The organism is Fulvivirga ulvae (assembly GCF_021389975.1).
Classification (GTDB): Bacteria; Bacteroidota; Bacteroidia; order Cytophagales; family Cyclobacteriaceae; genus Fulvivirga; species Fulvivirga ulvae.
Genome location: NZ_CP089981.1, coordinates 4,636,215 through 4,658,544, shown reverse-complemented (window position 1 = coordinate 4,658,544; position 22,330 = coordinate 4,636,215). Strand labels below are relative to the sequence as shown.

At 43.9% G+C, this 22,330-nt stretch carries 10 protein-coding genes; 5 read left to right on the top strand and 5 right to left on the bottom strand.

Features of this window, described 5'->3' with window-relative positions:
* From LVD17_RS19780 to LVD17_RS19765, 4 genes are all read left to right on the top strand, one after another.
* Positions 1-3,165 (top strand): nSTAND1 domain-containing NTPase, encoded by a 3,165-nt coding sequence (locus LVD17_RS19780; RefSeq protein ID WP_233760742.1) that lies wholly within the window; start codon positions 1-3, stop codon positions 3,163-3,165.
* Between the two features lie 4 nt (positions 3,166-3,169).
* Positions 3,170-4,207 (top strand): porin family protein, encoded by a 1,038-nt coding sequence (locus tag LVD17_RS19775; RefSeq protein ID WP_233760741.1) that lies wholly within the window; start codon positions 3,170-3,172, stop codon positions 4,205-4,207.
* Between the two features lie 6 nt (positions 4,208-4,213).
* The gene (locus tag LVD17_RS19770; RefSeq protein ID WP_233760740.1) at positions 4,214-5,443 is read left to right on the top strand and encodes a hypothetical protein; all 1,230 of its coding nucleotides are present in this window, start codon (positions 4,214-4,216) and stop codon (positions 5,441-5,443) included.
* A 72-nt stretch (positions 5,444-5,515) separates the two neighbouring features.
* On the top strand, positions 5,516-14,878 hold the full coding sequence (locus LVD17_RS19765; RefSeq protein ID WP_233760739.1) for an Ig-like domain-containing protein: 9,363 nt from the start codon (positions 5,516-5,518) through the stop codon (positions 14,876-14,878).
* A 157-nt stretch (positions 14,879-15,035) separates the two neighbouring features.
* Here LVD17_RS19765 and LVD17_RS19760 read toward each other — a convergent pair whose 3' ends face one another.
* A complete protein-coding gene (locus LVD17_RS19760) occupies positions 15,036-15,818 on the bottom strand; it encodes a T9SS type A sorting domain-containing protein (protein WP_233760738.1) in 783 nt (260 codons plus the stop codon).
* A gap of 122 nt (positions 15,819-15,940) precedes the next feature.
* Complete coding sequence (locus LVD17_RS19755) at positions 15,941-17,179, bottom strand: ABC transporter permease (protein ID WP_233760737.1); 1,239 nt, start codon at positions 17,177-17,179, stop codon at positions 15,941-15,943.
* Between the two features lie 182 nt (positions 17,180-17,361).
* Between LVD17_RS19755 and LVD17_RS19750 the strand changes: the two genes are divergently transcribed.
* Positions 17,362-18,624 (top strand): asparagine synthetase B, encoded by a 1,263-nt coding sequence (locus tag LVD17_RS19750; protein WP_233760736.1) that lies wholly within the window; start codon positions 17,362-17,364, stop codon positions 18,622-18,624.
* 79 nt (positions 18,625-18,703) lie between these two features.
* Here the strand turns inward: LVD17_RS19750 and LVD17_RS19745 are convergent, their stop codons facing one another.
* Genes LVD17_RS19745 through lpxK form a run of 3 tightly spaced genes read right to left on the bottom strand, consistent with a single transcriptional unit; the run spans position 18,704 to position 22,274 of the window.
* Entirely contained in the window at positions 18,704-19,297 is a 594-nt protein-coding gene (locus LVD17_RS19745; protein WP_233760735.1) for a MiaE family protein, read from the bottom strand.
* Between the two features lie 6 nt (positions 19,298-19,303).
* Positions 19,304-21,223 (bottom strand): putative porin, encoded by a 1,920-nt coding sequence (locus LVD17_RS19740; RefSeq protein ID WP_233760734.1) that lies wholly within the window; start codon positions 21,221-21,223, stop codon positions 19,304-19,306.
* A gap of 22 nt (positions 21,224-21,245) precedes the next feature.
* Positions 21,246-22,274 carry a tetraacyldisaccharide 4'-kinase gene (lpxK, locus tag LVD17_RS19735; RefSeq protein WP_233760733.1) on the bottom strand — a complete coding sequence of 343 codons (1,029 nt, stop codon included), beginning with the start codon at positions 22,272-22,274 and terminating at the stop codon, positions 21,246-21,248.
* Between the last annotated feature and the right edge of the window lie 56 nt (positions 22,275-22,330).

Sequence of the window (22,330 nt, the reverse complement as noted above, 5' to 3'; positions counted from 1 at the left end):
ATGAGCGATATCGCGAAAGAAAAACCTAGCTTTACTCCCCGATCAACCACTACTTCAGTTAATCCTTTTCCAGGGTTAAGGCCTTTTAAAATTGATGAGAGCCACCTATTCTTCGGACGGGAAGGTCAAAGTGACGAAGTGCTGCTGAAATTGTCCAAACATCGCTTTGTAGGAGTTATAGGCCCTTCAGGAAGTGGTAAATCATCATTTATCTATTGCGGCGTGTTACCGATCCTATATGGCGGTTTCCTTACAGATACCAGTCCGGACTGGGAAGTTATTGTTACACGACCGGGAGCCGGCCCTATTGAAAATCTTGCAGAATCCCTGCTTCAATCTGATTCATCATACCTTGTAGCCGATCCTGAAGAGAAGAAGATCAAGAAAACCATTGTAACTACCCTCCTCAGGAGTAGTTCACTGGGGCTCGTTGAGGCGGTGCTTCAGTCCAAAAGAAGCCGGGATAAAAATTACCTTATACTTGTGGATCAGTTTGAGGAATTGTTCCGCTTCAAAGACAGTTCCGATGCCGGCACTGTCAACGAAACACTGGCCTTTGTCAATCTGCTGATAGAGGCTATTAACTACGCAGATGTGCCTATTTATATTGGCATTACCATGCGGTCCGACTTTATTGGTGACTGTGCGCAATTCCCGGATCTCACAAAAAAGATCAACGACAGCCATTACCTGATCCCTCAGATGACCCGGGAACAGAAAAGAAGAGCCATAGAAGGCCCGGTAGCTGTAGGTGGTGCAAAAATTACGCAAAGGCTAACGCAGCAATTGCTTAATGATCTGGGAGATAACCCGGACCAGCTCCCCATCCTTCAGCACGCCCTTATGCGTACGTGGAGTTACTGGAGCCACTACAGAGACTATGAAGATGAACTGGTTGACATTAAGCACTATGAAGCCATAGGTACAATGTCGGAGGCCTTGTCGATGCACGCCAATGAGGCTTACGACGAACTTAGTGATGCCCAGAAACATATATGCGAGTCGCTTTTTAAGGCTATTACTGAAAAACGCGGAGAGAATTTTGGCATAAGAAGACCAACAAGACTTGGAGAAATAGCGGCAATTTCTGATGTATCCGAGCAGGAAGTGATCGATGTTATTGACAAGTTCCGGGAGCCCAGCCGATCATTACTTACTCCCGCCCATCATGTGGAGCTTAACTCCAAATCCATCATAGATATCTCGCACGAGAGCTTAATGAGAATTTGGACAAGGTTAAAAAACTGGGTAGATGATGAGGCTGAGGCCGTACAGATGTACCTAAGGCTTTCTGAAGCTGCCAGTATGTACCAGGTCGGTAAAGCAGGTCTTTGGCGTCCGCCAGACTTACAGCTTGCACTGAACTGGCAGGCCAAGCACAAACCTACCCTTATTTGGGGGCAAAGGTATCATCCGGCATTTGAGCGAACGCTGGTTTTTCTCGAATATTCAAAAAAAGAGTTCGAAACAGAGCAGCGTATTAAAGAACTTCAGCAAAAAAGAAGACTTCGTAATGCAAGAATTACAGCACTTATACTGGCAAGTGCCACTGTAATTTCTATTATGTTTCTGATTTATGCTTTTATACAAAAAGCGGAAGCCGACTCTGAGAGGTTAAAAGCAGAACAAAATAAGAATGAAGCACTGGTCCAGGAAAAAATAGCCAAGGAAAACGAGAAGAAAGCTACTGCCAATGCCACACTGGCAAAAAAAGAACAGGAAAGAGCAGAACAGGAAAAAGAGAGAGCTGAGATTCAAAAGGAAAGAGCTGAGTCTGCTCTGGTAGAAGCTGAGGAGCAACGACTGAGGGCCGAAGCGGGTGAAACACTGGCAAAAAATAATGAAAAACTTGCTATTGACGCACAAAAAATAGCAGAAGATAACGCCATTATTGCCATAGAGAATGAAAAGGCCGCGATTGCTGCTAAGGCTAAAGCCGACCGTTTGAGGTATTTAGCTATAGCTAAAGCCATGGCTATTAAGTCGACACAGATGAGAGATGAACAGGCCACACTTAAGGGTTTGCTTGCTCAGCAGGCATACACATTCAATACCAATAATGAAGGCGACAAATATGATCATGATATATACGAAGGGTTATATGAAGCACTAAAATCATTGAAAGACCCTCTGGTAAAAAGTTTGGGAGGGCATGATAAGGGTGTTCGCGCTGTAGTATCCAACCCAAACGGCAACTACATTTATTCTTCTGATACCCAAGGCAAAATTCTGCGATGGAACCTGAAGGAAACAAGCAGAGTGGCCGACACCATCAGAAATAATAAGTCCGGCAGGATCATCAGAGCTCTTGCCGTAAGCAGTGATAACAAATGGCTGGCAGCAGGTGGCGAATTTGAAAAAGACAATAAAGGTTCGTTCCTGGAGCTGTTTGACCTGAGCAATATAAAAAGTGCCCCTAAAAAGATCAGCGGCTTTGAGGGTGATATCTGGAACTTATTGTTCACCCCTGATAATAAGGGATTAATTGCCCTGGATAATGAAGGTAAAAGTATAAAGTATAGCGACCTGACCTCTGTTAACGAGATTGTATCCGTACCCTTCAGGCTTAATGATATTGACCTGAGCAGTGACGGCAAATGGCTGGTAGGAGTTGGAAACAATGGTAAGGTAATGCTCTACGATGTTGAGAATAACTACAAAAGCTCTGAAATCTATAGTAACAACACCCGGCTGTGGGCTGTAGCCATAAGCCCGGTTGATCAGGTAGTAGCCATTGGAGATGAATCGGGGCTGATCAAAACATTTAGGCTTTTCTCCAGTGAACCTGTCAAATCGCTGATTGGCCATATCTCCCCTATAAATGACATCAAGTTCAGTAAAGACAGACGATTCATAGCCAGCGCCTCCAAGGATAAGACGGTAAGGTTATGGAACAGAGAAAATCTGAATGCCCAGCCTATTACACTTTCTGATCACCCCACCTGGGTTTGGACCATAGCTTTTAGCCCTGACGATGAACAGATTCTTGCCGGCACGCAGGAAACGGTAGTACGGGCATGGCCAACCAAAATAGAAACCATGGCGGATAAAATATGTGATCAGATTGAGCGCAATATGAATGATGAAGAATGGAAAACTTATGTGGGTGATGACCCGGACCTTAAGTATGAAAGGACTTGTGAAAACCTCCCATCAAACGAGTAAGTGTATGATTAGAATTTTACCATTAGCAGTATTTTTTTGTTTGATAAGCCTGTATTCCGAGGCACAGACTGTCTGTACCCAAACACTGAGACAGGCCCGTACCGTTTACGATGAAGGGCGTATTCACGAACTGCCCGCTTTACTGGAAAGCTGCCTGAAAAATGGATTTACCGATGATGAAAAAACTGAAGCCTATCGTCTGTTGGTTTTGGCCTATCTATACCTGGACGAGGCAGAAAAAGCAGACGAAGGTATGCTCGCCCTGCTCCGTCACAACAACCAGTTCCAAATCAATCCACAGGCTGATCCGGCTGAGTTTATTAACCTCTATAACACTTTCAGGACCACACCCATTTTTAGTTATGGAGTGAAAGGCGGAGGAAACATCTCCCTGGTTAACGTGATGACTAACTATGGCGTGCACGACCAGCGAAACACTATGGGTGAATATACACCTGCCCCCGGATATGTGGTTGGCGGCATGATAGAGATTATACTGAAAAAGAACCTGACCCTAAGCGGCGAACTCACCCTGGCAGGTTATAACTTGAATTACAACAATAGTTTCTCTAATGTAGATTCAGTAAACCGGTTTATTGAATCTCAGGAGATTACAGAAACACAAACCTGGATAGCCATACCTGTGACGGTACAATATCAGTTTGCAAAGGGAAGGTTTAACCCTTACGTTTTATTGGGAGGATCTGCCAACTATCTGCTGTCATCATCTTTTAAAGGAGAAACCCAAACCAGTATTGAAAACTTTGAGGGAGCCACCGTAGACCTGACAAACCAACGAAATCAGATAAATTTTTCTGCAATTGCCGGAGCAGGCATAAAGATAAAAGTTGGAAAAAACCATTTCATTACTGAGGCACGATTCAACTACGGCATTCTTAACCAGGTTAAGGAAGAAAACAGGCTTAACAATCAGGAGCTTATTTTTGATTACGGCTACGTGGATGACGACTTCAAACTCAACGGTATTTCTGTTTCACTCGGCTATTTGCTACCAAAATATAATCCCAAGAAACTCAATTAAGATTTAATGAATCGACTGTTTATTATATTGATCATAAGCACTTTGGCAGTTTCCTGCGCTAATGAAGAAGATGTTTCTGCCGGCGAGACAGAAACTTTCGTCAAATACTATGGTGGTATTAACTCCGATATAGCCTATGACGTGAAAGAAACCTCTGACGGAAGCTATATACTTTTAGGCACTACCCTGGCCGAAGCTGCAGGCGATGAAGAAATATCAAAAATCAGACTGGTAAAAACAGACGTCGATGGTAATGTGATTTGGGATAGAACCTACCCTGAAAACCAGACAGATGAAACGCACAACAATCTTATGGGGAGAGCAATCATTGAAATCAATAACGGTTACTTGGTAGTGGGCGATAGTATTTATGAGGAAGAAAACCAAGAGCTTACCAAGATGTTCCTCCTTACCGTAGACCAAAACGGAAATACCATTGCAGGCAAGAGTATCAGCTTTAGCGGTGCTTCGCTACATGGTTACACCGTAACGGCTACGGATCAGGGCAACTATTTTGTGCTGGCAACAATTGAAGGAAACACGGCGCCGGAAAACATGTACCTTGCTGAGATAAATAGTTCAGACCTTAGCGAGATCTGGTACCAGACCTATGGTATTGGTGATGATGCCAACATTTCAAAAACTATCATTGTTGATGAAAACAACAACGTAACCTGGGGTGGTACCACCACCCGGAACGGAGAAAATGACATCAGAGTCATAACCACGCCTCCTAACTCAAAAAATGCATTCTTTGATGAAACCATAGGCCTCAATAATGGTAAAAATGAATTGGGGTTTGACATTCAGCGCACCCCATTCGGCTATGCTATTATAGGGTCTACGAACAATACTACTGCCGGTGATCAGGATATTTTATTGACCCGAGTTAGCCAAAATGGTAAGCTATTGGGAACCATAACATTTGGTGGCCCAAGAAGTGATACGGGAGAAGCAATAACAGTAACTGATGACGGAGGTTTAATAATACTTGGCTCAACCGATAGCTATGGACGCGGAGAGCGTGATTTTTATCTTATTAAAACGGATATGTTTGGCACACCTCTCTGGACCGGTGGAGACGCCAACGGCAGAATTTTTGGCAGCGTTAATATGGATACCGGCAGTACAGTACTGGAAACCTCCACGGGGCATATCCTGGTGCTTGGCACTACTGAATTCGGAGACGTTGACACCATGGTACTTATCAAAACAGATAATCAGGGAAATATTTAAAAACAATAAATCAACCCGAAATTGATATTTTTCAACTTTAACTAACTGTGTTTGACCATAGCACGTGTTTATATGAAAAAGGCTTTATATTACTTCATCATCATATTTTTTATTTTCTGCTCCGCGGTGCTAAAAGCACAAACTGTTGACCTTTCATTATCAGCAAGTACAGGGTCAGAAGCTTCCTCAACAGTGATCACCGTTACTGCAACGGCCTCCGCTAATGTCACTGGTGACCAAACCGTGGATGTGAATGTCACAGGAACAAACATCACCGGAACCGACTTCACCCTTAGTGGAACAGCTATAACCATACCCGACGGCACAAACTCAGGTGACATTACCTTTACAATTGAAGAAGATCCCATATACGAAGGACCGGAAACAGCTATCATAACCATATCAAACCCTAGTGCCGGAGTCACGTTGGGCACAACAACGTCTGCAAATGTTGACATAGCAGACAATGAATCCCTTCCGGATGTAACTCTGGGAATTGCCGGCACTCCACTGGCAGAGAATGGTGGCATAGCCACTGTAACTGCAACCATAAGCCCACTATCAGAGCTTGATGTTATCGTGGACCTTGCATTTTCGGGAGCATCTTCGCCAGGTGATTTTACGGCATCAGCAACAAGTATTGTAATTACAGCGGGCAATGCCTCTGCCAACATGACGATAACCGGTGAGGATGACGCACTTGACGAAAGTAATGAAAGTGTAATTGTAGAGGTTAATGCAGTAACAAACGGCACAGAGTCAACTCCCCAGTCCGTAATCGCAATTATTAATGATGATGACCCTCCTGTTAACGTTAATCTGGGCATTTCAGGAACACCTTTGGCAGAAAATGGAGGAGTGGCCATGGTAACTGCAACACTGGCCACCGTATCAGGCAGAGTTATAACTATTGACCTGGCCTTTTCCGGTACAGCAACCGGAAGTGGTACCGACTATGATGCCAGTAGTAATAGTATAGTGATAAACCCCGGAGCCATGTCCGGAAGCATTACTCTTACAGGAGTTGACGATGGCGATGTAGAAGGTAGTGAAAGTATAATAGTAGATATTGATGCTGTCAGCAATGGGACTGAAAATGGCACTCAGCAGGTTACTGCCAGCATCACTGACGATGATGCACCTTCGGTATCATTCGATGTAACGTCAGGTACCGTACTTGCAGCTCCCGTAACTTCCAATATAACGCTTACTTTCAGCGAGGCCATGCAGAAATCAGATGGAAGCACGCTCACCGATAGTGATCTGGCTACAATGCTCACATTAAAATTCGATAATGCCGCAGGTACCGATGTTCCATTTACGGCCACCATAGATGCAGGAAAAACGACAGTCACCATCAACCCAACTGATAATAACCTGGGGAACAACTTTTTCGGATCCAGAAATTACTATGTAGCTATTGCAGGTGGTGCCATAGAAACTCAAGGCACAAATGTTGACCTACCTGCAGATAACTCGACCATTACTGCTGAAGTATTGGGAACACCCTCCAACCACCCGACCGCTTTTAGTATTACCAACACAACGGCAACATCCCTGGAACTGACCTGGACAGGTTCTGCCTCAGGTCAGTTACCCGAATATTACTTAATTGTGGCCCGGGAAACTTCCGGAGGTACATTTACCAGTGTTATTGATGGAACACCGGTTGCTGATGACTTTGACTTCTCAGGAGGAAGTGCTAATGGTGCTGTTACAGTCCTCCACCAGTCAGGCACAAACACATACACATGGACAGGCCTCGACGAATTTACTGATTATACCTTCAGAATCTACCCATTCACCAATTATTCTACAAGCGTTGACTACAGGACCAACGGTATGATCGCCGAAACATCCGGCATTACCGATTGTTCGGCACCTTCCGGGCAAGCCAGTAATATTACCTTTCCAGCCTTTAATGCTAATTCCATCCAGGTAAACTGGACACCCTCCGGCACATCCAGTGGAGCATTGGTACTTGTTAAAGAGGGAGCAGCACCAATCGCTCCAACAAATGGGACCAGCTACAGCGCCAATCCGAATATTACACTAGCAGAAGACATTGAATCCGGCGGTGGCACCTGGGCGGTTTTCCAGGGAGCGGGCTCTTCGGTAACAGTAACCGAACTAAACCCAAGCAATACCTATCAATTTGCCATTTACGAGTATAACAATACCAACCAGTGTTATAACCTTATCAGTCCAGCTAGCGGAAGCCGGGCCACCACCGCATCTGACAACAGTACCACCATTACCAATGGTTCTGGTGCTGTTACCATATCTTCACTGGCAGACACGGAAGGTGAACGTGTTGCCGCCTTTACATTTACCATCACAGATACGGGACCTGACGGAGAACAAACAGATATTTCTCAAATGACCTTCCGCCCGGTAGGTGGCAGTAATGAAATAACTGATTGGACACAGGCCATAGCAGGAGCAAAACTTGGTGACGGTGATGCGGCAGTATATGGTGACCATGGTGCAGCCATCATCAACAGTAACAGTATTATAATCCCAAATATACTAAGAGATGATGCTGGAGGGACCACCAACGAGCTGGGTGAAATATTCGAAGGAAATTCAAAAACTTATACACTCTATATATGGCTCAGATCTAATTTGGGAGGCACTTTACCTGCTACCATAGATGGCCTGCATTTTGCATTTTCACTTTCAAATGTTGACGTGATCACCGATGCAAACCAATCCGGAATGCAGGTGGGAAGCGGAGCCGGTACCTCAACAAACTCTAATGCCAGCGGTGGCACTAATAATGAAGTAACGGTAGTCGCTACCGAACTTCAGTTTGTAAATCAGCCTGGAAATACTTTTGTACAGTCACCTATGACCCCTGCGGTAACCGTACAGGCAGCAGACGATAACAATAACCGCGACCTGGACTACACCGGCTCCGTAGACCTGACTTCAACAGGTACCCTGGCATCAACTCCATCAGCTACTTTTACAGCTGGCTTAGGTACTTATAGCAACATTATTCATAGTGCAGCAGGATCAGGACATACGTTATCCACTACAAACCCGGCTCCTGCTCTCAGCAATGCTACTTCTGCAACTTTCAACATAACAGGTCCTGCAACTGACTCTGATGTAATCGCCAATGCGTCTTTTGTATCTCCTACAGATATTCTTTACACCAACCATCAGGCTGCTAACATTACCACAGCTGCAACAAGTCTGGAAATAGCAAGATTTGATGTAAGAGATGGAGGCAGCACCGCACCAGATGGTGATATTTTCGGTACACAACTCACTGATATCGCATTCACCATCAATAATCCAACCTTTATCAGAAGCGTAGCGCTTTATGTAGACAATAACCTGGACGGAAATTTTGATGATGAGATTGGTGAAGTAGCCCCGGTAGGCAATATGGTAACATTCTCTGCTCTTTCTATTACCGCTCCTGCTGATGGGTCCATTACTTTTGCGTTGCGGGTAAGCTTCACTACTTCTGTAATTGACAATACACAGATTAGCTTCACTGTAGCCTCGGCCACTGCCAGTTCTGCTTCATCAGGCTTTGCCACAGCCAATGCAGGAGGTGCTACATCATCGTTGAATGCAGGCGATAATACCATCGAGGTTGTGGCTACTCAATTGGTTTTTACCACACAACCGCCAGTGCTATACAGGCCTGATGTCAATGTAACTCCACAACCACAGCTTGAGGCAAGGGATGCTAACAATATTGTTGACCTTGACTATAACTCGGCTGTAACCGTCACTAACACTGATGCCCTTAGCATGATTAATTCTCCCACGGCATTTACAAGCGGCACACTTACTTTTCCTGCCAACTTTCAATATACCTCATTTAACAACAACCAACCCAACAATGGTGCTCTGACTATTGCAGATAATCCGGACCTGGGCGCTGTGGCCAATGCCATAAGTAATGATGTATTTATTGACGGTCAGGCACCGATCGCAAACATCGCAGACGATCAGAGCGATAACATCGTTCGAAATATTGATGACGTCAATATCACGGTAACTTTTACTGAAAATCATAACATTGACGAATCAGTCCCACCAGTTATAACCATAGGTACAGTTGTAACCAACAGCGCTATGGTAAAAGTTGACAATAAAACATGGACCTTCTTTTGGAACGTACCCGGATCAATCAACCAAACAGCTCCGGTAACTATTACAGCTACAGATGAAGCCGGGAACAGTGTCTCTTCCTCTACCGGAAGGACAACGTACATTATAGACAACAGTCCTCCCATAGTAATGCAGATCAATCGACTTGATCCCTCTCCTACTAATGCAGCCAGTGTATCTTTTGAAGTTATCTTCAATGAAAGTGTGGTAAATGTAGATGCCTCAGATTTCGTTGCCACGTTAGGCACCGTAGGTACAGTTACCGGGAGCGGAGATACTTATACGGTAACGGTGGATAACCTTTCAACCCTTACAGGCACACTAGAGCTCACCGTACCGGCTGCAGCAACTATAAACGACCTCGCCGGTAATCTGTACAATTCACTTTTTAACAGTGGTGAAACCTATGTAATAGACAGTACGCCTCCCCAATTTTTAACACTGAGCCCTGCTGATAACTCTTTTAACAACCCTACAGGTTCCAGCCTTGTATTCAGGTTTAACGAAGACGTACAGGTTGGCTCTGGTTTTATCAGACTGTTCAATGCTTCTGATGCACTGATACAATCCTTCGATATTTCATTGCTATCCTTCAATGCAGCCCTTAACCAGTTCACAGCCACTCCGCTGCTTCCTCTTGCTCAAGGTACAGGCTACTATATTCAAATGGAGGCCGGAGTAGTCACGGACATTGCCGGAAACGATTTTGCAGGCATCAGTGATAATACAAGCTGGAATTTCACTACCTATGCACCGCCCCAGGTAACAGGTATTTCTTCTTTTGGTTGTGTCGGTGGCACCATAACCATCACCGGATCATTCTTAACAGGTGTGACCACAGTAACTTTTAACGGAACGGGGGGAAGTGTCAACTCTCCTTCTATAGTTACCAATAGTGATACTCAGCTTACTGTGGAGGTGCCTTCTTATTCAGGCTCAGTAACCTCTCTTAGCGGCACGTTGGACCTTACAAAAAATGATGGCTCTGCCCCGGGCTCTAATCCTGAGGTAACAATCACTACCACTCAAACTGTGCAAATAGGACCATCACAGGCTGTGCTTTCAGTAGGTAGTATTAACAACAGTACGGTCTGTACCAGTGGCCCTATTCAAACGTCAACCATAAAAGTTGATATCAGGGGAGGCACCGCACCATATGATATAGTCTACTCCCTGGGTAGCGTAAACGGTTATACAAGCGGAACAGATATCACTGTGGATCCTGCTGCCATAGGGCTCAATACATATTCACTGATATCCGTTACAGATGCAAACGGGTGTAATGTTCCGGTCGGGCAGCTTACCGGTTCGTACAACGTAACTTTAAACCAAAGGCCTACAGTAGAAGCAGGTGGCAATGCGTCCGGCCAGCTTGAGTACTGTCTGGACGATGGACTGGACATCACATTAAATGCAGCAACATTGGGAACGGGTCCATCTTTCAGCGCGAATGCCGGAGGCGTTATCTGGTCTACAAATGGCAGTGGGAACTTTGATGGTGGTACCGCAACAAGTACTAATCTGAATGCGGTATATCATGTGGGCACCCAGGATATTTTTAACAACACGGTTAGCCTTACTATCACAACTACAGGTAACCCTACTGCCTGCTCCGAAGTAACTGATGTGTTAACCATTAATTTTGTTTCAAATGCTACCGCCAACCCGGGAGGCTTTGGGAACGTTCTTGATTATTGCTGGGACGGTTCAAATCCTGCCCAGGTTCAACTCAACGGGACAGTATCAGGGAACTCAACCGGATACCTTTGGGAAACTGTAACCGGTGCAAGTAATTCTCAATTCTCAGACCAGACCATTGCCAACCCTGTTTACACTTTCAGTCCAACAGAGCAGGCTAACCAGTCTGCGGAAGTAACACTAACGCCAACAGGTGGTAGCTGCGGAGCAGGGATAACCTCTAATCTGGTCATTAACCTTATCCCTCTCCCAACTAATTCATTTCAACCTCCTGTTAACAATGAGGTTTGTCTGGCAGAGTCATCGGTACTGTATAAGGTAAGTAATAATAGCGGCAGTACCTATTCATGGACGGTACCAACAGCAGGGGGTACAAGCTTTGTAGGTCAGGGTACCAGCACTATTATTGTAGATTGGGGCACTACTGCTGGCAGTTATAATGTTCAGGTGGTGGAAGAAGATGCCAACGGCTGCCTGAGCAATCCGATTATTTTACCCGTAACTGTTAATGAAGAGCCCGCGGCAACATTTACACCTCAGATCAACCATGCTCAGGGTGAAACAAATAAGTATCGCCTTGCCCTGCTATCCCCACCTGCCAATATTGATACTATTGCAGAAGGCACATTGAACGTGCCTCCTTATATAGAATTTTATAGCAATGACGGCGGTGTGATCAGAGAAAGCGGCAGATGGTGGTTCGACTCTAAAGACCTGACTCTTGGCAGCTATCTCGTAGAGTATGTATATGTTGATAACAACGGATGTGAAACCACTGGTAGTGAAACCTTTGAGGTGTTCGATAACAGCAGCCTCATCGGCAACCTGGACACCGAATATTGTGAAGATGAGCCGCAAACAGCTACGCTTAACCCGTTCCTGAATCCGGGTGAAACACTTCTTTCTATGCATATAAGGATTAATACAACCAGCTCACTCAGCTATGATGGCGGTACTGCAGAGGCAGAACGACTAGGGTTGATAAGCACGAGTGGCACTGCCTTAGGCCCCTTTGTATTTGTTCCTTCCAATGCTGCAGACAGTATTCCGGAGCTGGATAATTCATTGGAACTGGAACTTCGCTACAGGTATATGACCAGTTTGGGAAGCATACAGTCCCGAAGCCAAAAGACAACCGTTTTCAGGGCACCAACACCGCTATTCTCCATTGAAGGAAATCAAAGAGTTTATTGCTCGGCAGACGGCCCGGTGCAACTTATTCCTAATAATGACCTGGCCAGTGGTACAAATACATTCCATTTCACTTCTGATTATGACATAAACGATGGTACAAATACCGTAATTCAGCAAGGGGGCAACTTCTTCTTTCATCCGGAAAATTTCCCGATGAACGTCAACACTTATGTAGATACACTATCCCTTATCTATACATTCGACCAGAATATTGGAAATTCCAAATTCTGCTCCAACAGTGACACTTTGAAAGTTGCCATATTTAACCAGCCTACTGCGCCGGCTGTTAACGGAGATATGTCTCCAACCGTAAGTGCCTGTATTATTGGTACCGATATACCTGAAATAAGAGCTGAAGGTATTACCAATACAGTGCCCGGCGGAGTAGACTTTGCGTGGTTTGAAACCAACGATACCGACGGAACACCCATATGGACAGGCCCGGTACTCGATCAGAATATAATCGCTGGGGTTGGTACTGTTGATCAGTTTTATGTAGCCCAGGTATTCCGCGGCAACAACTGTTTCAGTCCCGCAGTTGAAGTTATTGTTGAAAAACTCGACGCATTTGATTTTACTGTAAATACCAGCTGCATTGAATCCGGTTCGCCTATAACCTTTACAAAAAATACCACAGGAATCAACCTGGAAGGTATAAGATGGAAAGTTAATGGTACCACGGAGAGCACACAAACAGCTCCGGGAATTACAGATAATTTCGATCACTCCTTCACAGCTCCCGGATTGTATACGGTAGCACTGGAAATACAAAGCCAGAATGGATGTGTAAATGAACTAAGCAAAAATGTGGTTATCACACCGCAGGAAGCAGCCAGCAATGCAGATGTATATTTCCAAAACTTCGAATCAAATGACGGCAGTGGATGGGTAGCCAATGGCAGTAATTCCAGTTGGGAATTTGGTACACCTGCTAACCAGGACATAGTACCTGGCGACAACAACGGCAATACCATCTGGATAACCGGCCTAAACGGCCCTTACAACAAAAATGAGCAATCATATTTATACAGCCCATGCTTTGACATTTCTGGTCTGGACCGTCCCATGATTTCCTTTGATAGCTGGACAAACACAGCTGATAAGGAAGATGGTGTAATACTTGAATACTCCATTAATGGCATAAATGGCCCATGGGTCAGACTGGGTAACTTTGATGACGGTATCCAGTCAGGAATTAACTGGTACAACCAGCGGGATATTTCATCAAACCCTGGCAATCAGGCTGTAGGTTTTTACGGTTGGTCTGGGGCTGATAACGGCTGGGTCAACTCTAAACACAGGCTGGACGACATTCCGGTGACTGACAGGTCGAATGTTATTTTCAGGTTCACTTTCAAAAGTACTCCGGGATCTGCAGAAGTTAGTAAACCCGATGGTTTTGCAATTGATAATGTTTTTATTGGCAACAGGACCCGAATAGTACTTGTAGAAAACTTCACAAATACTGCCCAAACCCAAAATACCAGGGCAGAAGCTGATTTCCTCAAAACCTTTAACCCGGGTGGTTTGGCAGAGCTGGTAAAAATAAACTACCATACTGCTTTTCCGGGTGATGACCCTTTTAATGCCACTAACACGGCTGACCCCAGTGCCAGAGCGCTGTACTACAACATAGCGCAAACTCCAAGAGCAAGACTTGATGGTGTGATCAGAGAAGACCTGGGTACCCTGTTTTCAGAATGGGGTGCTAAGGAGTATGGGATAAGGACCTTAAACAATGCACCATTTGATATCAGTATATCCTCAGCTGCAAATGGGGGCGCCGTGGATATTTCCGTTGCGCTCACTGCTCTTGTTGATATTGCTCCCAATTCGGTAGTTCATATTGCAGTAGTTGAAAAATCGGTCGACCTGACGCAGGCAGGACTAACCCAGGTTGCCAGTGGTGAGCAGGATTTTGAATTTGTACTTAGGAAAATGCTCCCCTCAGCCTCCGGTACAAAAGTTTCAAATTCCATAGCTCAGGGGGAAACTATAAATGTTAACCATTCCTGGATACCTCAATTGGATTTTTATAATCCCGCGTCAGTAGCTATCATAGCATTCATCCAGGATGAGGACACCCGTGAAGTATACCAGTCCAGTATTTTAGATAACATCACCATCCCTGATAAAATAACTGGTTTAGACAATTCACCAATAAACATAGGCTTCGAACTCTTCCCTAACCCTGCTCATGACAAGCTTACAATCATATTGCCACGCAGCTTAAAACAACCTGTTATAAAGGTATTTGACATGTTCGGTAAAGTGATATTTGATAAGCAGGCAGACTCAGGCAGGTTTGATCTTGACACTAAGAATATTGCTGCCGGCATGTACCATGTGCAGGTAGAAACAAAAGATGGATACTTTGAAAGGAAGAGAATAATGATCATCCATAATTAAAAACCACTAAAGTCAATACAAAGCGGCTGTTTCGAATCGAAGCAGCCGCTTTTTTTATCCCGTGATTATAATTAATTATAGCCCCATGTAAAAGTACCGCCGACCTCTCATGGAATGGCATGTTGTACTACCAACTCTTTCCGCTGCATTAAAAATTTTATTTTTTAACGAATTTCTCTTTCCTGTTCTGAATATTGAGGTAATATTCTCCAGGACTCAGGTCTGAAATATCGACCTGCATACCTTCCCCTTCTTTTACAAGCTTGCCATAATAATCAGTAATTGAATAACGGGTTGAGTCAGAAAAGGTAAGTTTGGTGGTGGCAACTAAAGGATAAAAAGTGACCGGAGTTTCTGTAGAAGTGTAATCCAGTTCCAACGAATAGATTACAGCCCCTTCAGGATCTTCATAGCGGATCCTGTACCTGTTTTCTCCGGTATAGTGATCAGCCAGTATTGCATACTGATTATTGTCCAAACGCCCCTTGGATAGCAGAGATCTGAATACCTCCCAGCGTTTTCTGCTGTGTTCATAGCGCTCAATAACAAACTGCCCTCCCGGTACCTCTCCGGCCGTAACCCAGCTGATTGACTGGTTGTCAGACTGGCTTGAAACAAATTGAAACCGTTTTGGGGTCTGTATTACCTGTGGGTTGACCACCCGGGGCATACACCCGTCATCGAAGGTTATTCTGATCACTACCAGATCATTGAGTTGCAGGTGGGTCAGGTCGATTTTAAAAGCTGATATTTGAGGGGCATCGAAAAGTTTTCTGTCGTTGACAAATACTTCCCTGGTGCAAAAGGTATTCCTACTATGATTAAAGGGGTTCTGCACAAACACTGACTTACCCTGATATGTACCGGAAAGCACTATTTCCCCGCCATATAGCGGACCACAAATCAAAAGCCAGATACTAAAGAAAACAAACCTTTTCATCAATAGTCAGGTACTATTTAATGAATAATCCAGTGTTAAACAAAAAGAACAGGTATCAATAACCTAAAAAATTAAAGAAAACCCGACCTGATTATAAATGTATCGAAATCACGTGTAATAATCTATTCAAAACGTAAAGATTCAATAGGGTCAAGCTTAGCGGCTTTATTTGCAGGATAATACCCGGATATCAAACCAACTACCACACAAACCACAAGCCCTACTAAAATCCAAACCCAGGGCATAACGAACCCATCAATACCCAGAATACTGGCAAAAAGGTTTCCAATTCCCACTCCAAGTATAATACCTGCCACGCCTCCCAAAAGACACACCACGATTGCTTCAATGATAAACTGCTGACGAATCCTAAGTGGTGTGGCTCCCAAAGCTTTTCTTACTCCTACTTCCCTGGTTCTTTCTGTAACGGAAACCATCATGATGTTCATCAGAGCCACGCATGCACCCAGCAAGGTAATAAAACCTATAACAAACCCGGCAATTCTTAATATACCTGACAGCTCTCCCATGGCATCTGCCAACGACTCACTTTTGGCTATTTCAAAAGAATTCGGCTCCCCAAGCCTGTCCTGCCTGATCTTGCGCATGATACCGGTAGCCTCTCCCATAGCCATGTCCATTTCAGCCGGATTATCAATGCCAACCGTCAGGCTATATTTAAGCATTCTGTCGGACGACATTTTGCTGGCGCTGATTATGGGCATAATAACAGAATTATCAGGCCCGCTTCCTCCCCCGATCTGCCCCTTTTCTTCCAGTATACCTATCACTTTATACTTGCCTCCAAGCATAGATATCTCTGTATTAAGAGGATCTTCGTCATCAGTATAGAGGGCATCGACCACATCAGGACCAATAATCGCCACATTGGTGCCATACTGTACCTCTATATTGGAGAAATTTCTTCCCTTTTTAATATTGAGCCCTTCCAGGGCCACATACTCCTCATTGGCACCTACCACCCATACATTGGGATTAGTCTTTTTAGATGCATGTTTTAGCTCAGCACTCCAGGATACTGATGTTGACAGGCTGACACTGGATGGGTACTTATATACTTCTGTAAACCTGACTGCCTCTTTCAAAGTTAATGGTGGAGCTACCCTCTCTGTTTTTCCCTGTTGCCTTCCACCCCGGTTCCTTTTGGAGTAGATGTCAAAAGTATTTACGCCCAATTCGGCAAGACTGTCTTTTACCGAATACTGGATTCCATCAACAGCCGTAAGGATCCCTACAAGACTGGTAATACCTATGGCCACGATCAATGCTGTAAGAATAGTCCTTAGCAGATTTGCGTTAATCGACTTTAATCCTTCTTTTATATTTTCTTGTAATTCCATGGAAATCCTACTTTTGCGAAACTAAAGTAATTAATAATATCGTTCATACATTTACAAATTATCTGATTAGTTGATAACGCGTTTTATCGGTAATTTAGAAAGTTGAAATTTCAACCCTCCATACAGGAAGGTTATAAAATATAGAATATGGTCCTGTCCGGCCGTTGAATAAACTCGTACACATGAAAAGAATTGTTTTCACCATCCTTCTGTTACTTACTATTTTTAGCCATACCTACGCCAGCTACATCTACATTCCGATGAATGAAAAACAATCCAATCACTTAAAAGCCTATGGTATAGCTTACTGGATACTCCAAAACGACATCGAAGTGGACTGGCTTCTGAATTATGAAGGCGGAAGTTTTATGTGTAAATATTATCAAAAGTTTGAGAATGAATTGATTATCAGAGGAGTTAGCTATCAGGTGATCTCCGATGCGCAGGCAAACTCAATTATTGAAAATATAGCAAGCCCTTCATCCAACACGGACATTATGAAATTGGAGAAGTTTCCTAAAATTGCCGTCTACTCCCCAAAAAGTAAATTGCCTTGGGATGATGCAGTAACCCTTGTGCTGACCTATGCGGAAATACCTTATACTGTGATTTTCGATGACGAGGTTTTGGCAGGAGACCTGCCTAAGTATGACTGGCTCCACCTGCACCACGAAGATTTTACAGGACAATACGGCAAGTTTTATCGTTCTTTTAAAAACATACCCTGGTATATAGAGCAGCAGCGTGAATTTGAAGAATCAGCCCGAAAGCATGGATTTAACAAAGTATCTCACCTTAAACTGGCTGTAGCCAAGCGCATTAAAGAATTTGTGAGTGGCGGCGGTTTCTTATTTGCCATGTGCTCAGCCACCGACACTTACGATATTGCTCTGGCTGCCGAAGGTATTGATATAGTGGAGCGTATGTATGATGGTGACCCGGCAGACCCTACGGCCCAGCAGAAGCTAAACTTTGAAAACACTTTCGCTTTTGATAATTTTAAGATATCCAGAGATCCCTACGAATATGAGTTCTCGAATATTGACAATCAGTTTTCTGAAAGAGGCCTTCGCGAAGAAAACGACTACTTCAACCTGTTTGAGTTCTCTGCAAAATGGGACCCCATCCCCACCATGCTTACACAAAATCATACACGGGTGCTTAAGGGGTTCTATGGGCAAACTACCGGATATAAAAAGAACCTTGTGAAGCCTGACGTAGTGATTATGGGTGAAAATAAATCAATTAAAGAAGTTAAATACATTCACGGCGTATTTGGGAAAGGCTTCTGGACTTTCTATGGCGGTCATGATCCCGAAGACTATCAGCACCTTGTTAACGAGGAGCCGACTGATCTTAACCTGCATCCCAACTCTCCCGGCTACCGCCTTATACTGAATAACATCCTGTTCCCCGCTGCCAAGAAGAAGAAACAAAAGACCTGATGGCGGGCTTCTGGTGGTGATCAATGACTGGTAAATAAACTAAAAACTACTTTTTACCGATTACCATTTAGCGCAGCCATTAATGCATCCTGTCCCCCCTTACCTCGAGCGTTTTAATGATCTCTGCCTCAGCGGCAAGTATTTCGCGCCACCTCTCCATTACTCTTTCTTCCGGCAGGTAGCTTTTGGCCAGCTGCAAAAAGTTTTTATAATGCCCTGCTTCAGAAACCATCAGTTCATAGTAAAATTTCTGAAGTTCTTCATCATTAATATTCTTCCAAAGCAGCCTGAATCGCTCACAGCTTCTTGCTTCTATAAGTGCATTTAACAAAAGTTTTTCAACGAGTTGCTCTTCCCTGCTTCCTCCTTTTTTCTCAATTTTGTTTAACCGGGCCACATATTCATCCTTCCTCATTGGTCCCAGGGTATAGCCCCGCTTCTTCATTTCTTCAATAACGCGCTCGAAATGACTCCACTCCTCAGCTACCACCGGGGTCAGCATTTCAACAAGCTCCTTTTTCTCCGGAAACTTCACGATGAGCGAAATACACGAGCTAGCAGCTTTCTGTTCACAGTAGGCATGGTCAATGAGTATTTCCTCAATATTCTTTTCTGCAATATTCGCCCATCGCGGGTCAGTAGGAAGCTCTAAGCCAAGTACGTGTTTATCCATTATCAATTAATCGTAAAAAGACCAGCTAAATCCAAAATCAAAAATATCATCCTGTGCCGGATAGTATGGTGTCATGAAATATCCCGTAGGGCGAAACGCTCTGACGATGTTATTATATTTAAGGAAGAACCTGCCTCTGTTGATCTTGGCGTTCAGAAAAACATCCCATACGGGATAGGGCTCAACCTTGAATTCATCCTGAATATAGTACTGCATAATTATAGGGTCATAAGCCTGGGCATAATATGCACTTCTCATGTGCAGGTCAAACCCTATTTGCCACTCCAGGTTTCCATCCAGCAAAATTTCATGATAATATACCTGGGCATTTCCAAATAGCTCGGGCACACTGATCGCGTCCGCCGACCCGCCGGATACATTGCTGTAAATAAGTTTGGTATTAAAATTAAATACCTTTAGGAAATCTACGCTCAGGTCAAGTTGCCCTTTCAACAGATTAATGTCACCCGAAGTTTGTACAGGCAAAACCCGCTGCCCTTCGGTAGCATTGTTGTCCCTGAAATAAATATAATTGGTCAGGAGAGTATACTCGGCGGAAGGCATCAGCCTTACGGGGCCTAGTTTCAGGTTCAAACCTGCCCGGAGGCTTGATGATATAGGAGAGTCAAAATCATTCTTCCACACATCATGACTTCCGCGGTATGCATTTTGAATATACGCCGGAGTGTACTTAACACTGATTGCCTCCGCATAAAACCATGGGGCTCTAATCTCACCTCCCAATTTGTACTCTCCTCCAAGCATGTACTCGCCATAGGCACTGATATAGCTTACAGAATCATTTCCAAAACGCAGATTAAATCCGGCATAATTTTCAAGATAATCCGTATCAAAGCCCAGTGTATCTTCTTCGATATACTTGTACTCAAAATCCACCTTTCTGGCCTTGTAGTAGAAATTGTAGAATGTTTTGCCAATATCACCTTTCACTCCCACTTCATTTTGAATATAAGTCAGTTTTGATCTGTCTTTTGTGTCAGTAGAATCAACCTCATAAAAGTCATAAAAAGCAGAGGTAGTGTCTGGTGTATCCAGAAAATCATTTTGTTGCTTATAGCGATCAAAGGAATGATACAGCTGAATAAAATCATTCAACTTATATTGGTGGTACAGGTGGTAATTAGTCCGAAGCTCGTCGGTACCAGCCTCCGTGAGTATGGTTTGCCTGTTTTCGTCAAAATATGCAGACCTAGGGAGCGTATCTGACTCCAATAAAATCCCACCATACTCATCCACCTGATGGCGGTTCCTGATGAAGTTTGCAAGTGCAGTGTATTTACCGTTTTTAGTACTGTAGCTGCCATAACCCCGGTAATAAATACCCTCAACATGCCTGTCTCCTCTCCTTACCCTTTGTATTTGCTTATCTATAAAGAGGCCTTTGAAGTCAATACCTATATTGGATCGTTCATCGATATTCCTGCTGTATTTCGCATCAGTAATAGCGCGGCCTTCGCCACCCCAGATCACACCAAACATAGAGTAGGGTGATTTAGTATCATAGTACCTGACTGCTTCAGGCCCTTCATAATACATATCATAAACAGTAAACCCTGAAGTAGCACCTATCCGGTGGGGCAATTTCGGATAAATAGGTGAAATAGCAGTACCTATATTACCCAGATCCTGGTATAAGTTACGTTCCCTGGCTACATATTGATACCTGTGAAGGTTCAGTACTGTAGTATCGATATTCCAGTAATGCGGATTATTATATTTGATATTTTCCTCAAGGGTAAAACGGGTGGTAGTCGGTCCGTATATTTGTTTGGTAGAGTCATCCAGTATACCGGAGCCAATGCGTTCAGTCTCTTCCTCTTCTTCGGGAATTACGATCTGTGAAAAACCAATATGGGCAACCAGGCTAAGGCCTGACAAAATAAGTACTACTTTTTTCAAATCCACACGCAAAACTAAGTAAAAACTACTAATAAGAATAAGCCTTCAGGGAATTCAAAACCGTTTCATCAAATCTCCTGCCACCTTTCTCAAACACCGTTTCAATCGGCAAATAAAAGACAGGAACATCTTTAATATGACCTTCTCTGATGAAAGGCAATAATTTGACCATATCCTTTTCCGTAGTGATCAGGCACCCACCCTCTCCCGATTGCTCATATGCTCTGATCAACATCGTGATATCCTCAAGCCTGTAACGATGGTGATCGCGAAAATAGTGCTCACCCACAAGCTGATATTGCGATGAAACATATGCACTCAATGACTCTGGATTTGCGATGCCGCTGAAAAGGAATACCTTACTGCTGAAAGGTTTACTCCCAGAGATACACTCCGGTTTCATATATTTTATTGAAGCAAAAGCTATATGAGCGCGGTTATTATACCTTCTGATGTTATCTTCATAATACTTAAAATCAATCTGTTGCGGGCATTTGGTGACCACAATCAGATCAGCACGCCGGGCTCCGCCGCGGCTTTCCCGCAATCTCCCGGAAGGCAATACAAAATCTTTAAAAAAAGGTTTATTATAATCTGTAAGCAAAATATTCAGGCTGGGCTTTACCGGTCTGTGTTGAAAGGCATCATCCAGTAGTATGACCTCTGTTTGAGGCAGCTCTGCCAGTATAAAAGGTATGGCAATGGCCCTTTGTTCCCCCACGGCAACACTAATGTCTTTAAACTTATTGTAAAACTGGTAAGGTTCATCTCCAATAGTTTTGGGAGAATCATCGTCGGAAGCCAGCCGAAAACCGCGCGTACTCCTGCCATATCCACGACTAAGAGTTACTATTTTTTTTTGCTCAAACAAACGGATCAGGTACTCTACCATAGGGCTTTTGCCTGTTCCACCAACTGAAAGGTTACCTACTGATATGACATTGGCCTCAAATTCAAACGACCTCTTATACCCGCTGTTGTATAGGTAGTTTCTAAACCTTGTGATCAGGTCATAGATCAAAGTAAATGGAAAGAGTAAAATCCCTAAAAAATTCATGAATGCCTTACCGGATATAATAATTTATATAACTTTGAATGACCGCAAAATTGGTT